The following is a 14,802-nucleotide window of genomic DNA, read 5'->3' as shown; positions in this document are numbered from 1 at the left end:
AGCTTGAACTCGGCGCTGTAGTGCGTGTACTTCCGTTTGATGCTCGCCGCGCCATGCAGGCGGTATCCCGCCACCCAGCGCCGTACTGTTCCGCTGTCTCTTTCATGGCGTTTGGCGATCTCACCATAGCCTGCCTGACCGTCCAGGTAGCTCTGGATAACTGTCAGCCTGAACTGCTCCGAGTACCGATACATGAAAACACCCCAAAAGTTGGTGTCCAACTTTTGGGGTGCAGTTCATCGCGCCTGGCTTTTTTTTACGCCTTTTACTAGACGACTATTGCCGGGCGAAGGCGGCGATGGGGTCGTCGTCTTCCTGGGTGGGCGCAGGGGCGGGCGAGGGGGCTTCTGGGGCGGGCGCCGGCGTCATCGGCAAATTACTAGCTGCCACCACGCGGCGGGCGCCGTTGTAGCGGGAGGCCCAATAAGACTTGCCCATGTCCTCGAGCCGCACCGTGCCACCGGTGGCGGGCGCATGGACGAAGCGGTTCTGGCCGACATAGATGCCTACGTGGGAATTGGCGCGTCCCGTGGTGTTGAAGAACACGAGGTCGCCGGAGGCCACCTGGCTGCGGTCCAGCGACGAACCGCGCTGGCCCATCTGCTCGGTCGTGCGGGGCAGGTTCACGTTGGCGGCGCGCTGCACCACGTAGCGAACCAGGCCGCTGCAATCGAAACCGGAATCGGGGGTGTTGCCGCCGTAGCGGTAGGGGGTGCCGACCAGCGACATCGCCTGGATCGAGATTTCCTCAAGTCCGGCGCTCGGGTCGATCATCGGTTTGCCGGGTGCCCGGGGCACGGACGAACCCTGCCGGGGCGGCGGCCCGCCGGCGCAGGCGGCCAGTAGCAGCGCGGCGGCACTTACCGCGAGGGCGGCGGTGCGGGAGGCATTGAGAGAGAAAAGGCGAAGCGGGCGCTGCGGCATCCTTCTTTTTGTTCGGTTGCCGGGTCACGCGTCCGTCCGCGGTGCAGCGCGGTTAGCGCATTGTTAATGCATCACCAGCGAAGCTGGGCGTTGCGCGTGCCGGTGCTGATCTTCATGGACTTGGCCTGACCCTTATAGGTCGCTTCGATATTGTAGCTGCCTTCGGGCGCACGTATGAGGCAGCGGGGGCCGCCAGCCTTGAAATTGGCCACCGGCTGGCCGTCGCGTGTCAGATTGACGTCAACTTCCGACAAAAATTCGCCATTCGGGCCCTGTGTGAACAGGATGCCCATGTTGAAGTTCTTCTCCTGCTCGGTCAGTTTGGCGCGCTCATCCTCCGCCACGCCGCCGCAGACATAGCTGACGGGGCCCATCGTGCGGATGACCATTTCCTCGGCCGCCCGGGCCGGACGCCAGGTGGCGGCGACGACCAGCGACGTGCCGATCAGCGTGGCCGCCAGGATGCGGCGCCGCCGCGTGGTGCGCGAATGGCGGGAAAACAGGGTCCGTGGATTGCCGGACAGGTAGGGATTGAACGATTGTGGCTTGTCCATCGACGCCTCCGTATCGACATGAACACCGGACGATCATAGCGCCACTGCCGCGCTTTGGCTGTCAGCCAAAGCCCGACGCGACGTGACGACATGGACGGGCATCCACGCGGACGCCCGGATCCGGGTAAAAAGGGAGACGAACGCCACCCGGCGGACAATGCCGGGCGGGCGGTACTTAAAGAACGTCCGCCGCGTGGTCGGCCAGGCGCGAGCGTTCGCCGCGCGCCAGCGTGACGTGGCCGCTGTGGCTCCAGCCCTTGAAGCGGTCTACCACATAGGTCAGGCCCGACGAGCCCTCGGTCAGGTACGGCGTGTCGATCTGCGCGATATTGCCCAGGCAGACGATCTTGGTACCGGGGCCGGCCCGCGTGACCAGCGTCTTCATCTGCTTCGGCGTCAGGTTCTGGGCCTCGTCGATGATGACGAACTTGTTCACGAACGTGCGCCCGCGCATGAAATTCATGCTCTTGACCTTGATGCGCGAGCGGATCAGCTCCTGCGTGGCCGCTCGGCCCCAGTCACCGGCGCTGTCATCGCTCTTCTGCAGGACTTCGAGGTTGTCGTCGAACGCGCCCATCCAGGGCTGCATCTTCTCTTCCTCGGTACCCGGCAGGAAGCCGATGTCCTCGCCCACGGGCACGGTGGCGCGGGTGACGATGATCTCGTTGTAGAGCTTCTGGTCCAGCACCTGCTCCAGGCCGGACGCCAGCGCCAGCAGCGTCTTGCCGGTACCGGCCTGGCCCAGCAGCGTGACGAAGTCGATGTCCGGGCTCATCAGCAGGTTCAGCGCGAAGTTCTGCTCGCGATTGCGGGCCACCACGCTCCACACGTTGTTCTTGTTGTGGGTGTAGTCCTTCAGGGTCTGGAGCAGGGCGGTCTTGCCGTTGATTTCCTTGACCTGCGCGTACAGCGGCAGGCTGCCGTCCATCGGTTCCAGGTAGACGAACTGGTTGACCAGGAACGACGGCACCAGCGGCCCGGTCAGGCGATAGAACATGGCGCCGGACTTCGGGTCCTGCCAGCTTTCCACGCCCTTGCCGTGCTTGGCCCAGAAGTCGTTGGGCAACTGCATCACGCCCGCGTAGAGCAGGTCCTTGTCTTCCAGGACCTGGTCGTTGAAGTAGTCCTCGGCCGGCAGCCCCAGCGCACGCGCCTTGATGCGCATGTTGATGTCTTTCGACACCAGCACGACCTGGCGCTCCGGGAACTGCTGCTGGAGCGCACTGACCACGCCCAGAATCTGGTTGTCGGCCTTGCCCTGCGGCAGGCCTTCGGGCAGCTTGATCTCGTTCAGGCGGGTCTGGAAGAACAGCTTGCCCTGCGCATCGCGGTTGCCGAGCGTGGCCAGCGGCAGGCCGTCGTCGAGCACGCCGTCGGTGGCGCCGACCAGCGAGTCGAGCGTGCGGCTGACCATCCGCGCGTTGCGAGCGACTTCGCTCATGCCCTTCTTGTGGTTGTCCAGCTCCTCGAGCGTCATCATCGGCAGATAGATGTCGTGCTCTTCGAAGCGGAACAGCGAGCTCGGGTCGTGCATTAGCACGTTGGTGTCCAGCACGAACAGCTTGCTGGGCCCCTCGGCCTTGCGGGCGCGGCGCGTGGGGCCGGCCGCCGGCTTGACCAGGCTCACGGCCGGCGCGGACGGGGCGGTCGTGGCTGGCGCCGGGGCGTCCGGGGTGCGGGCGCGCGTGGGGCTGCCGGCGCGGCCGCGCGTGGCGGGCGCCTGGAGGTCGCCCGTGTCACCGGTCGGGCCTGAATCGAGCAATGCCTCGCGCTCGAGCGTCGGCACAGGTTTCTTACCCTGCGCGGCTTTGGCCTTGGGCAGTGAGACCGGTGCGAATTCGCTCGGGTCCAGCAATTGGGCAGGCTTGGCGGGCATKGTAGGCAGCGGCATGCTTGGACATCCTTTCAGGGGGGCGGAAAAGGGCAGGCAAACAAAAAAGCCGCCATGCCTGATGAACAGGTGTGGCGGCTTCTTCGCGGACCCCGGACACGGCAGGTCCGCTACCAGCCCGGGGACTTTCTCTCCTGGGCCGGAACGGTACAACAGCGTGGCAACTGGGATCTGAACGCATTACGGGCCAATGTATCCGAACGTTTTCGGTTTGGCAATGACCCTGCGGACGGAGTGTTGCGCGGTGTTGCGCCCGTGGCAGTGGCGCCTGGCGGACTAGATCTTGCGGATGAGTTCGAGGACTTCGTCCACGTGGTTCGGCACCTTGATGCCGCGCATCTCGTGCCGCAGGATGCCCTTGCCGTCGAGGATGAAAGTGCTGCGCTCGATCCCGCGCACTTCCTTGCCATACATCTTTTTCATCTTGATGACATCGAACAGGCTGCAGAGCGCCTCGTCGGCGTCCGAGATCAGCGCGAAGGGCAGCTCAAGCTTGGCCTTGAAGTTCTCGTGAGACTTCATGCTGTCGCGCGAGATGCCGAACACCACGGCGCCGGCCGCCTCGACCTCGGCGTACTGGTCGCGGAAGTTCATCGCTTCGGTGGTGCAGCCCGGCGTGTTGTCCTTCGGGTAGAAGTACAGGACCACGGTCTTGCCGCGCTGGCCGGCAAGATGGAACTCCCCGCCGGTAGCGGGGGCGCGGAAGTCCGGAACGGCCTGGTTGAGACTGACTGTCATGCTGGTGGCTCTCCTGGATGGCGGTGCATCATCGGTGATGGCGGCCCGTTTGTTGTGGGGGGGATCCGGGCTTGTGCCATGGCGGGTGCAGTTTGGGGCAGTCGGCCAGACTTCAAGCGTGGCGTGTGCTCAACCTCGGCAGGTTGCCAGCCGATATTCGCACCAGGGGCCCGCCGCTCAAGCTTCGTCGATCGGCTCCACCAGCAGGATCGCCGCCACCTTGCGGCCCTCGGCCATCAGGATATTGTAGGTGCGGCATGCGGCCTGGAGATCCATGGCGTCCACGCCGATATGGCGGCGAGCCAGCGCGGCGGTCAGGCGCGGGTGGGGAAAACGCAGCTTGTTGCCGGTACCCAGCAGGACGACTTCTGCCTGTTTATCGAGCAGGACGTCGAAATGGGCGGGTTCCAGGTCCTCGAAACGGGCAACCGGCCACGGCTCGACCGGGCCTTCCGGCATGACGAGCACGGACTGGTTGTGGCGGACCAGGTTGATTTCGATATACCCGGGGCCGTAGCTGGTCACGGTATTGAGATTGTGGGGTTTGTCAGCGTGGAGTTTCAAGAGGGGGCTCGCGGTGGCAGGATCGTGCGCCCGGCGCGGGAAAGCGTCGCTGCAATGCAAGAATCCATGCCGAAGTCTGTCATAATCCGATAAATTATAGCTTTTGCCTCCCTGTCTGCCACGCGCCGGGCACATCACCGCGGATGCGCCGCCGTCCGCCCAGACTTGCCAGGACATTCCAGAAGATTCCGAAAATCCGCTGCCACGGAGACCGGCAGCCTGCCCTGACATCGCCAACACCGCCGTGAAACCCATCCAGAAATCGAACAAGCTCCAGAACGTTTGCTATGACATCCGCGGCCCGGTGCTGGAAAAGGCCCGGCAGATGGAGGAGGAAGGGCACAAGATCATCAAGCTGAACATCGGCAACCTGGCCGTGTTCGGTTTCGATGCCCCGGAGGAGATCCAGCAGGACATGATGCGCAACCTGCCCAATTCGGCGGGTTACTCGGACTCCAAGGGCATCTTCGCGGCGCGCAAGGCCATCATGCACTACACCCAGGAGAAGAAGATCCAGGGCGTGGGGCTGGACGACATCTACGTGGGCAACGGCGCCTCCGAGCTGATCGTGATGTCGATGAACGCGCTGCTCAACAGCGGCGACGAGGTGTTGGTGCCGGCGCCGGACTACCCGCTGTGGACCGCCGCCGTGAGCCTGTCCGGCGGCACTCCGGTGCACTATATCTGCGACGAGGCCGACGACTGGATGCCGGACCTCGACGACATCCGCAAGAAGATCACCCCGAACACCAAGGCGATCGTCGTCATCAACCCGAACAACCCCACCGGGGCGCTGTACTCGGACGAATTGCTGCAGGAGATCGTGGCCATCGCGCGCGAGCACGGCCTGATCATCTTTGCCGACGAGATCTACGACAAGGTGCTGTACGACGGCCATTCGCACACCTCGATCGCCGCGCTGTCCACGGACGTGCTGACAGTGACCTTCAACGGCCTGTCGAAGAACTACCGCTCGTGCGGCTACCGCGCTGGCTGGATGGTGGTGTCGGGCGACAAGCGCCCGGCGCTGGACTATATCGAGGGCCTGAACATGCTGTCCTCGATGCGGCTGTGCGCCAACGTGCCGGCCCAGTGGGCCATCCAGACCGCGCTGGGCGGCTACCAGAGCATCAACGACCTGGTGGGCGAGGGCGGCCGGCTGCGCCGCCAGCGCGACCTGGCCTATGAGCTGATCACCCAGATCCCCGGTGTGAGCTGCGTCAAGCCCAAGGCCGCGCTGTACCTGTTCCCCAAGCTCGACCTGTCGATGTACCCGATCCAGGACGACCAGGAATTCATCTACGAACTGCTGCAGGAATCGAAGGTGCTGCTGGTGCAGGGCACCGGCTTCAACTGGGGCGCGCCGGATCACTTCCGGATCGTGTTCCTGCCGCACGAGGAAGACCTGCGCGAGGCCGTGACGCGCGTCGGCCGCTTCCTCGAAACCTATCGAAAACGTCACGGCACGGCCTGAGCCGCCGCGGCGCCCCCGTTCATCCCGCATCAAGCAACCCAGAGTCAGACGTCCATGCAACCCATTAAAGTCGGCCTTCTCGGCATCGGTACCGTTGGTAGCGGCACGTTCAACGTGCTCAAGCGCAATCAGGAAGAAATTCGTCGCCGTGCAGGCCGCGGCATCGAGATTGCGATGGTGGCCGACCTCAACACCGAGCGCGCCCGGGAGCTGACCGGCGGCGAGGTGGAAGTCGTCAGCGATGCCAACGAGGTGGTCACCCKCCCGGAAATCGACATCGTGGTGGAGCTGATCGGCGGCTACGGCATCGCCCGCGAGCTGGTCCTGAAGGCCATCGAGAACGGCAAGCACGTGGTCACCGCCAACAAGGCGCTGCTGGCCGTGCATGGCAACGAGATCTTCGAAGCTGCGCGACGCAAGGGCGTGATCGTGGCGTTCGAGGCCGCCGTGGCTGGGGGCATCCCCATCATCAAGGCGCTGCGCGAGGGCCTGACCGCGAACCGCATCCAGTGGATCGCCGGCATCATCAACGGCACGACGAACTTCATCCTGTCCGAAATGCGCGACAAGGGCCTGGACTTCGACGTGGTGCTCAAGGAAGCCCAGCAGCTGGGCTATGCCGAGGCTGACCCGACCTTCGACATCGAGGGCATCGACGCCGCCCACAAGGTCACGCTGATGAGCGCCATCGCCTTCGGCATGCCGGTGCAGTTCGACAAGGCGCACGTGGAAGGCATCACCAACCTGTCCGCCATCGACATCAAGTACGCCGAGGAACTGGGCTACCGCATCAAGCTGCTCGGCATCACGCGCCGCCGCGAGGAGGGTGTGGAGCTGCGCGTGCATCCCACGCTGGTGCCGGCATCCCGCCTGATCGCCAATGTGGAAGGCGCGATGAACGCCGTGCTGGTGCAGGCCGACGCCGTGGGCACCACGCTGTACTACGGCAAGGGCGCCGGCGCTGAGCCGACCGCCTCGGCCGTGATCGCCGATCTGGTGGACGTGACGCGCCTGCATACGGCCGATCCGAACCATCGCGTGCCGCACCTGGCGTTCCAGCCGGACGAGCTGTCCAGCGTGCCGGTGCTGCCGATCGAGGAAGTCACCAGCTCCTACTACCTGCGCATGCGCGTGTCCGACGAGACCGGCGTGCTGGCCGAGATCACGCGCATCCTGGCGGAGGGCGGCATCAGCATCGACGCAATGCTCCAGAAGGAGTCGCGCCAGGGCGAGCCGCAGACCGACATCATCATCCTGACGCACCTCACGCGCGAGAAGCACGTGAACGCCGCCATCCGCGGCATCGAGTCGCTGCCGACGGTGCTGTCCGCCGTGACGCGCCTGCGCATGGAAGAACTGAACTAAGACGCCCTCGCTCATGCAATACCAATCGACGCGCGGCCATGACATGCCGCAATCGTTCTCCGAGATCCTGCTGGGCGGCCTGGCGCCGGACGGTGGGCTMTACCTGCCGAAGCAGTACCCGCAGATCACGGCCGACGAACTGGAAGCCTGGCGCAAGCTGTCCTATGCCGACCTGGCGTTCKAGGTGCTCTCGCGCTTCTGCGATGACATCCCCGCCGACGACCTGCGCGCGCTGACGCGCCAGACCTACACCGCCGAGGTGTACTGCAACGCACGTCCGGGCGATAACACGGCGGACATCACCCCGCTGCGCACGCTGGGCGAGGAAGGCGGCACGCCGCTGCAACTGCTGGGCCTGTCGAACGGCCCGACGCTGGCCTTCAAGGACATGGCGATGCAGCTGCTCGGCAACCTGTTCGAGTACGCACTGCGCCGGGCCGGCCTGAAGCTGAACATCCTCGGGGCGACGTCCGGCGACACCGGCAGCGCCGCCGAGTACGCGATGCGCGGCAAGGACGGCATCCGCGTGTTCATGCTGAGCCCGCACCGCAAGATGAGCGCGTTCCAGACCGCGCAGATGTTCAGCCTGCAGGACCCGAACATCTTCAACCTGGCCATCGAAGGCGTGTTCGACGACGCCCAGGACATCGTCAAGGCGGTGTCGAACGACCACGCCTTCAAGGCGCGCCAGTGCATCGGCACCGTCAATTCGATCAACTGGGCGCGCGTGGTGGCCCAGGTGGTCTACTACTTCAAGGGCTGGCTGCTGGCCACCGATGGCCCTGGCCAGAAGGTGTCGTTCTGCGTGCCGTCGGGCAACTTCGGCAACGTCTGCGCCGGCCATATCGCGCGCATGATGGGCCTGCCGATCGACAAGCTCGTGGTGGCCACCAACGAGAACGACGTGCTCGACGAGTTCTTTCGCACCGGCACCTACCGCGTGCGGACCTCGGCGCAGACGTACCACACGTCGAGCCCGAGCATGGATATCTCCAAGGCCTCGAACTTCGAGCGCTTCGTGTTCGACCTGCTCGGCCAGGACGGCGACAAGCTGGCCGCGCTGTTCCGCGACGTGGATGCCAAGGGGGGCTTCGATCTCTCCGGCACGCCGGAATTCGACCGCATCCGCCAGTTCGGCTTCGTTTCGGGCCGCAGCACGCATGACGACCGCCTGGCCACCATCCGCGACGTGCACGCGCGTTACGGCGTCACCATCGACACCCATACCGCCGATGGCGTGAAGGTGGCGCGCGAGTACCTGACGCCGGGCGTGCCGATGGTAGTGCTGGAAACGGCACTGCCGGCCAAGTTCGCCGACACGATCCGCGAGGCACTGGGGCACGAGCCCGAGCGGCCCGCCGCGTTCGATGGGATCGAGGCGCTGCCGCAGCGTTTCGAGGTGATGCCGGCGGATGCCGCGCAGGTCAAGGCGTACATCGCCCGGCACACCGGACTGTAAGCGACTGTCCAGCGACCGACCGGCGCCCAACTCGTTACAATCGGGTTTGCCGGGCCCGCTGCCACGGCCCCCAGGCTTCGCGCCGGGGGCTGTTTTTCATGGGCCAACCTGATTCCAGCCACGCTCACATGACCCAAGCCCMCACTCCAACTGCTGCCGCCAACCGTCCGCCGATGCTGACCATGGCCGAGGCCCTCGCGGCCCTGATGGCCGGCGTGCGTCCGCTGACGGCCACCGAGACCGTCGACACGCTCGACGCCAACGGCCGCGTGCTGGCCGCGCCCGTGACCAGCACGCTGCGCGTGCCGCCCGCCGACAATACCTCGATGGATGGCTACGTGATGCGCGCCGCCGACGTCCCCGCGCCGGGTACGCGCCTGCCGGTCTCGCAGCGGATTCCGGCCGGCCACGTGGGCACGGCGCTGGCCGCCGGCACCGCCGCGCGCATCTTCACGGGCGGCCTGATCCCGCCCGGCGCCGATGCCGTGGTCATGCAGGAGCAGTGCGTGGCCGATGGCGACGCGGTCATCGTCAATCATGTGCCGGCTTCGGGCGAATGGATTCGCCGCGCGGGCGAGGACATCGAAACCGGCGCCGAGATCCTGCCGGCCGGCACGCGGCTGACGCCGCAGGCGCTGGGCCTGGCGGCTTCGGTCGGGCAGGCGAAGCTGGATGTGGTGCGCCGCGTGCGCGTGGCCGTGTTCTTCACGGGCGACGAGCTGGCCATGCCCGGCGAGCCGCTCAAGCCGGGCGCCATCTATAACTCCAACCGCTTCACGCTGCGCGGCCTGCTCGAAAACCTGGGCTGCGAAGTGTCCGACTTCGGCATCGTGCCGGACACGCTGGCCGCCACGCGTGACACCCTGCGCCGCGCCGCCGAAGGGTGTGATCTGATCATCACCTCGGGTGGCGTCTCGGTGGGTGAGGAAGACCATATCCGGCCGGCCGTGCAGGCCGAAGGGCGGCTGGACCTCTGGCAGATCGCCATCAAGCCCGGTAAGCCGCTGGCCTTCGGCCAGGTGGCGAACGGCTCGGACAGTCCAGCGCACTTCCTCGGCCTGCCGGGCAACCCCGTGTCGAGCTTCGTCACCTTCCTGCTGTTCGTGCGGCCGTTCATCCTGCGTCTGCAAGGCGTGGCCGATGTGACGCCGCGCCGCCTGCCGCTGCGTGCCGATTTCGATCTGGCGCGTGGCGACCGCCGCAACGAATTCCTGCGCGCGCGCCTCAACGACGCGGGCGGCCTCGACCTGTTCCCGAACCAGAGTTCGGGCGTGCTGACGTCTACGGTCTGGGGCGACGGGCTGATCGACAACCCGCCGAACCAGACCATTCGTCGCGGCGACACCGTGCAATTCATCCCGTTCGACGGCCTGCTGGGCTGACGCGCGGACCCGAACATCATGCAAATCGAACTCCGATACTTCGCCAGCGTGCGCGAGCAGGTGGGGCAGGGCGCCGAGCGCGCCGAGGTGCCCGCCAGCGTACGCACCGTGGGCGACCTGCGCGGCTGGCTGCGCGAGCGCGGCGGCCAGTGGGCCGAGGCGCTGGCCGAGGGCCGCGCGCTGCGCATGGCCGTGGACCACGCCGTGGCCCGCGCCGACACGCCGCTGGCCGAGGGCTGCGAGGTGGCGTTCTTCCCGCCCGTGACCGGAGGCTGAGATGAGCGCACGCGTGCAGCACGATGATTTCGACCTCGGCGCCGAAGTGGCGGCGCTGCGGGCCGGCAATCCCGGCGTGGGCGCCGTGGCCAGCTTCATCGGCACCGTGCGCGATGTCACGCACGGCACGGCGGTCCGGACGATGGAACTCGAGCACTATCCGGGCATGACCGAGAAGTCGCTGGAACGCATCGAGGCCGCCGCGCGCGAGCGCTGGGCGTTGCTCGGCGTGACCATTGTCCATCGCGTGGGGCTGTTGCAGCCGCTGGACCAGATCGTGCTGGTCGCCGTGGCGTCCGCGCACCGGGGCGATGCCTTCGCGGCGTGCGAGTTCATCATGGACTACCTGAAGTCCGAGGCGCCGTTCTGGAAGAAGGAAGAAACGCCCGAGGGCGCGCGCTGGGTCGATGCGCGGGTCTCGGACGACGCGGCGCTGCGCCGCTGGGGCATCGAATCGTTCAACGCCGAATCATCGAACACATCGAACAACAATAAGGAAGGTTGAATGGGTCCGCTCGGGTTTGTGGCGGTGGGCGTCGGCGCCGCCGCGGGCGCCTGGCTGCGCTGGGGATTTTCCGTGCTGTGGAACGCGGCCAACCCGGCGCTGCCGTACGGCACGCTGGCCGCCAACCTGGTGGGCGGCTATCTGGTCGGGATCGCCGTGGCGTTCTTCCAGTCGCACCCGGGCCTCTCGCCCGAATGGCGGCTGCTGGCCGTCACCGGCTTTCTCGGCGGCCTGACCACGTTCTCGACGTTCTCCAGCGAGGTGGTCGGCAACMTGATGGCGGGCGACTATCGCTGGGCGCTCGCCCACGTGGTGGTGCACCTGGGTGGCTCGCTGGTGCTCACGGCCTTCGGCATCTGGACCTGGCGCGCGCTCGCCTAAGTATTTTCCCTTTTCCGTCAAACACTTGGCTGGCCCGATGCCTATGTATCGGGTCGCACATACAGGTTCCGGCATCGGCGCTATAGCTGGCATTCGACTGACTGCCTGCTCGCATCCAAACGCCTGAACCGTCTACTATGTCCCGGGAGGGACGAATACGACGCTCCGCCGGGCGTGCTCCCCATCGCCCCCGTCGCCCCCGTCGCCCCCGTTGGTTTGCATTTGCGGTTTGCAGTTTGCGGTTCGTAGGTCTTGTTTCTGTTTTACCGATCCGGCCCCGCCGGCATACATAACAGGAGACACCCCATGACGCATAGCCTTGCAACGCGCGCAGGAAAATTCCTAGTCGATCCACGATGCCACACCGCCGTTGCCGCCGCCGTGGCGGTGCTGCTGATTGGCGCCTGCGGCGGCGGGGACAACAACAACAGCGGTGGGGGCGGTGGCGGCCCGGTCACGCAGAACCCGAACAACCGGCCGACCTTCGTGGTGGGCACCATCGGCGTGCAGAACTACGACGGCACGACCGACGACCTGCTGACCGCCGGGCTCGGCAAGGACGGCCTGATCGCCACGGCTACCGCGCCGGTTCCCGCCGATCCCGCCGCGCCCACGGCGGCCGAGCTGCGCCGCATCGCCATCTTCAATAACTACCGCGCCATCGTCGATACCAATCCGCTGGGCGGGTACGGCTCGCTGTACGGACCGAACGTCGATGCCCAGGGCAACGTCACGGCCAGCCAGGGCAAGGTGCCCGGTACCGAGTACATCGCCTTTGCCGACGACGGCACCGGCCAGCAGAACGTGACGATCATGGCGCAGATCCCGACCAACTTCGATCCCGCCAATCCTTGCCTGATCTCGGCGACCTCGTCGGGCTCGCGCGGCATTTATGGCGGGATTTCGGTCGGCGAATGGGGGCTCAAGCGCGGCTGTGCCGTGGCCTATACCGACAAGGGCACGGGCGCGGGGCCGCACGACCTCGACTCGGACACCGTGCCGCTGATCAACGGCACTCGCCAGGCTCGCACCGGCGCCGGCAAGCTGGCCCAGTTCGCGGCGCAGCCGGGCGCGCAGTCGCTGGCGGACTTCACCACTGCCAATCCGCACCGGCTGGCCTACAAGCACGCCCACTCGAAGCAGAATCCCGAGGCCAACTGGGGGCTGAACACGCTCCAGGCCATCGAGTTCGCCATGTGGGCGATCAACGATAAATTCGGCACCGTGGGGTCCGACGGGGTGCGGCAGGCCTCCATCGGCAAGGACAAGATCCTGGTGATCGCCTCGGCCGTCTCCAACGGCGGCGGCGCGGCCATCGCGGCGGCGGAGCAGGATACGAACGGCCTGATCGACGGCGTGGCTGTGGGCGAGCCGAACGTGAACATGCCCGCCGTGCCGGCCATCACGGTGAAGCGGGGCGGGGTGACGGTGGGGTCATCGGGGCGGCATCTGTATGACTACACGACCACGGCGAACCTGTTCTCGCTTTGCGCGGGCACGGCGTCGCTGCCGGCACCGTTCACCTCGGTGACGGTCATCCAGGGCGCCAATCGCTGCGGCTCGCTGGTCGGCAACGGGCAACTCACGGGCGCGTCGCTGACTGACCAGTCGACCGATGCCTTCACACGCCTGCACGCCGCCGGCTGGGAGCCAGAATCCGATGTGCTGCATGCATCGCTTTCATCGCTCGAAGTGGCCAGCTCGATCTCGGTGACGTACGCCAACTCCTACTCGCGTGCCAGCGTCACCGACAAGCTGTGCGACTACACCTTCGCCTCGCCGGGCGGCGCTACCGGCACCCCGGTGACCATCCCGCCAAACATATTGGCCCTGACGTTCTCCACCGGCAACGGCGTGCCGCCGAGCACCGGCGTGACGCTCATGAACGAGAAAGCCCAGGGCGGCCCCGCCCGCGACTTCCTCTCCACCAACAGCGTCGGCGGCGTCGCGGACGCCAACCTGCCCGGCGCCAATTGCCTGCGCGACCTGCTGACCAACAGCGCAGCACTCCAGGCGGGCATCGGCCAGACCTTGCGCACGGGCAATCTGCGCGGCAAGCCGGCGATGATCGTCCATGGCCGCAGCGACGGCCTGCTGCCGGTCAACCACACGTCGCGGCCTTACCTGGGGCTGAACAAGGTGGCCGAGGGCACCAGCAGCAAACTCTCTTATATAGAGGTGACCAACGGCCAGCATTTCGACGCCTTCATCGACGTACTGCCTGGCTACGCCAACACCTTCATCCCGCTGCACGTGTACCTGAACCGGGCGCTTGACGCCGTGTACGCCAACCTGCGCAGCGGCACGGCCCTGCCGCCGTCCCAAGTGGTGCGCACCACGTCACGCGGAGGCACCGCCGCCCCGGCACCGCAGATCCTGCCCTCGAACGTCCCCCCGATCGCCGCCACCCCGGCGGCGGGCGATGTGATTTCGGTGAGTGGATCGACGGTGAACGTGCCGAACTAGTCGGACGGGTGCGTTAAACGCCACATTTCCCGTCGAGAGACCCCACATCTCGACGGGAGCGTTCTGACCCCAGTCAGTTTGATGACCGCTTTCGAACAATTCCTATTGGGCCTGGCGCGCCCCTAAGCCAATCTCGATGCTCGTTTCACGAAGGAGCATCGAGTCATGATCGATTTGACGTTTTATCTCAACGACCGGCCCATGAGTCGGCTTCGGTCCGGCGTACTCGATGTGCCGGCATTCTCGGGACGAGATGGGGACATCAATAGATATCTTGCCGCCTGTCGCAAGAACTCCGGTCCGATCACGCCTGGCACTTATTACGTGTTAGACCGGCCCTCTGGCGGGCGTTTGAGATGGTTTCGGGAGCAAAATCCGTTTTCGACCGACAGGCGCAGGTGGTTCGCCCTCTTCGCCGCGGATGGAAGAGTGGACGATGTCTCGCACCGACTTTGACCGCCTGAGGGCTTTGCTCAAAGCATCGACTGTCGGCCGGATTCCCAACACGGATGTTGCCTGCTACGGCAGACTCACGGTCAAGAGGTCCACGCCGTGACGGCGGTCTTAAAGGCACTTGTMAAAGTCGTGTTGCTGGCCGCGTGGCTTGTGCTTTTTCCTCTGTACCTGACTGCCAAGTGGCTGGATTACTCGGAGGTCATTTCTATTCCTCCGTGGCTCGGACAGTGGTTGTTCGACCATTACCGGCGTTTCGATCCCGCTGAGGACGGATACAACTTCGAAGCGTTGTTGTATTGGCTTCCCTCGTTTCTGACGACGCTGGTGGTMACTGCGGTCGCCATATGGCTTTGGCGCCGCCGCTCGA

15 protein-coding genes are annotated in these 14,802 nt (G+C 65.8%); 9 read left to right on the top strand and 6 right to left on the bottom strand.

The features are described 5' to 3' along the window. The 6 genes from AC1EJR_RS26110 to AC1EJR_RS26085 form a co-directional block, all read right to left on the bottom strand. On the bottom strand, positions 1–194 hold a 194-nt coding region (locus AC1EJR_RS26110; protein ID WP_477147788.1), incomplete at its 3' end, for a transposase. Positions 195–276: 82 nt separating this feature from the next. Further along, positions 277–924 carry a C40 family peptidase gene (locus tag AC1EJR_RS26105; protein WP_441645728.1) on the bottom strand — a complete coding sequence of 216 codons (648 nt, stop codon included), beginning with the start codon at positions 922–924 and terminating at the stop codon, positions 277–279. Positions 925–995: 71 nt separating this feature from the next. After that, positions 996–1,478 (bottom strand): hypothetical protein, encoded by a 483-nt coding sequence (locus tag AC1EJR_RS26100; RefSeq protein ID WP_092290797.1) that lies wholly within the window; start codon positions 1,476–1,478, stop codon positions 996–998. Positions 1,479–1,653: 175 nt separating this feature from the next. Continuing rightward, complete coding sequence (locus AC1EJR_RS26095) at positions 1,654–3,369, bottom strand: PhoH family protein (protein WP_092289442.1); 1,716 nt, start codon at positions 3,367–3,369, stop codon at positions 1,654–1,656. A gap of 276 nt (positions 3,370–3,645) precedes the next feature. Then, on the bottom strand, positions 3,646–4,107 hold the full coding sequence (locus tag AC1EJR_RS26090) for a peroxiredoxin (protein ID WP_092289440.1): 462 nt from the start codon (positions 4,105–4,107) through the stop codon (positions 3,646–3,648). A gap of 177 nt (positions 4,108–4,284) precedes the next feature. After that, positions 4,285–4,671, bottom strand: coding sequence for an Mth938-like domain-containing protein (locus AC1EJR_RS26085; RefSeq protein WP_092289438.1), 387 nt, complete (start codon positions 4,669–4,671; stop codon positions 4,285–4,287). A gap of 244 nt (positions 4,672–4,915) precedes the next feature. On the opposite strand from AC1EJR_RS26085, the gene AC1EJR_RS26080 reads away from it, so the two are divergent. From AC1EJR_RS26080 to AC1EJR_RS26040, 9 genes are all read left to right on the top strand, one after another. Further along, positions 4,916–6,145, top strand: a complete 1,230-nt coding sequence (locus AC1EJR_RS26080) for a pyridoxal phosphate-dependent aminotransferase (protein WP_092289436.1) — start codon at positions 4,916–4,918, stop codon at positions 6,143–6,145. Between the two features lie 54 nt (positions 6,146–6,199). Further along, the gene (locus AC1EJR_RS26075; protein ID WP_477147787.1) at positions 6,200–7,510 is read left to right on the top strand and encodes a homoserine dehydrogenase; all 1,311 of its coding nucleotides are present in this window, start codon (positions 6,200–6,202) and stop codon (positions 7,508–7,510) included. Positions 7,511–7,523: 13 nt separating this feature from the next. Then, positions 7,524–8,969: a threonine synthase gene (gene thrC, locus AC1EJR_RS26070; protein ID WP_477147786.1), complete on the top strand. Its 1,446-nt coding sequence runs from the start codon at positions 7,524–7,526 to the stop codon at positions 8,967–8,969. Positions 8,970–9,142: 173 nt separating this feature from the next. Further along, complete coding sequence (locus tag AC1EJR_RS26065; protein ID WP_441645737.1) at positions 9,143–10,351, top strand: molybdopterin molybdotransferase MoeA; 1,209 nt, start codon at positions 9,143–9,145, stop codon at positions 10,349–10,351. An 18-nt stretch (positions 10,352–10,369) separates the two neighbouring features. Beyond that, positions 10,370–10,627 carry a molybdopterin converting factor subunit 1 gene (moaD, locus tag AC1EJR_RS26060; RefSeq protein ID WP_092289428.1) on the top strand — a complete coding sequence of 86 codons (258 nt, stop codon included), beginning with the start codon at positions 10,370–10,372 and terminating at the stop codon, positions 10,625–10,627. A gap of 1 nt (position 10,628) precedes the next feature. Beyond that, positions 10,629–11,132 (top strand): molybdenum cofactor biosynthesis protein MoaE, encoded by a 504-nt coding sequence (locus AC1EJR_RS26055; protein ID WP_092289426.1) that lies wholly within the window; start codon positions 10,629–10,631, stop codon positions 11,130–11,132. Next, complete coding sequence (gene crcB / locus AC1EJR_RS26050; RefSeq protein ID WP_477147785.1) at positions 11,133–11,513, top strand: fluoride efflux transporter CrcB; 381 nt, start codon at positions 11,133–11,135, stop codon at positions 11,511–11,513. A 306-nt stretch (positions 11,514–11,819) separates the two neighbouring features. After that, positions 11,820–13,979, top strand: a complete 2,160-nt coding sequence (locus AC1EJR_RS26045; protein WP_477113880.1) for a 3-hydroxybutyrate oligomer hydrolase family protein — start codon at positions 11,820–11,822, stop codon at positions 13,977–13,979. Between the two features lie 165 nt (positions 13,980–14,144). Further along, entirely contained in the window at positions 14,145–14,435 is a 291-nt protein-coding gene (locus AC1EJR_RS26040) for a tlde1 domain-containing protein (protein WP_477113879.1), read from the top strand. Positions 14,436–14,802 lie beyond the last annotated feature (367 nt).

The sequence above is a fragment of the Cupriavidus sp. 05T42 genome (assembly GCF_056396345.1).
The sequence above is the reverse complement of the archived record's forward strand: the minus strand, read 5'-3'. Positions and strand labels throughout refer to the sequence as shown.

Bases quoted from the DNA above. Each gene is read 5' to 3' on its own strand.
- AC1EJR_RS26105 (WP_441645728.1), bottom strand. From the start codon at position 924: ATGCCGCAGCGCCCGCTTCGCCTTTTCTCTCTCAATGCCTCCCGCACC.
- AC1EJR_RS26100 (WP_092290797.1), bottom strand. From the start codon at position 1,478: ATGGACAAGCCACAATCGTTCAATCCCTACCTGTCCGGCAATCCACGG.
- AC1EJR_RS26090 (WP_092289440.1), bottom strand. From the start codon at position 4,107: ATGACAGTCAGTCTCAACCAGGCCGTTCCGGACTTCCGCGCCCCCGCT.
- AC1EJR_RS26065 (WP_441645737.1), top strand. From the start codon at position 9,143: ATGCTGACCATGGCCGAGGCCCTCGCGGCCCTGATGGCCGGCGTGCGT.
- moaD (WP_092289428.1), top strand. From the start codon at position 10,370: ATGCAAATCGAACTCCGATACTTCGCCAGCGTGCGCGAGCAGGTGGGG.
- AC1EJR_RS26055 (WP_092289426.1), top strand. From the start codon at position 10,629: ATGAGCGCACGCGTGCAGCACGATGATTTCGACCTCGGCGCCGAAGTG.
- AC1EJR_RS26045 (WP_477113880.1), top strand. From the start codon at position 11,820: ATGACGCATAGCCTTGCAACGCGCGCAGGAAAATTCCTAGTCGATCCA.
- AC1EJR_RS26040 (WP_477113879.1), top strand. From the start codon at position 14,145: ATGATCGATTTGACGTTTTATCTCAACGACCGGCCCATGAGTCGGCTT.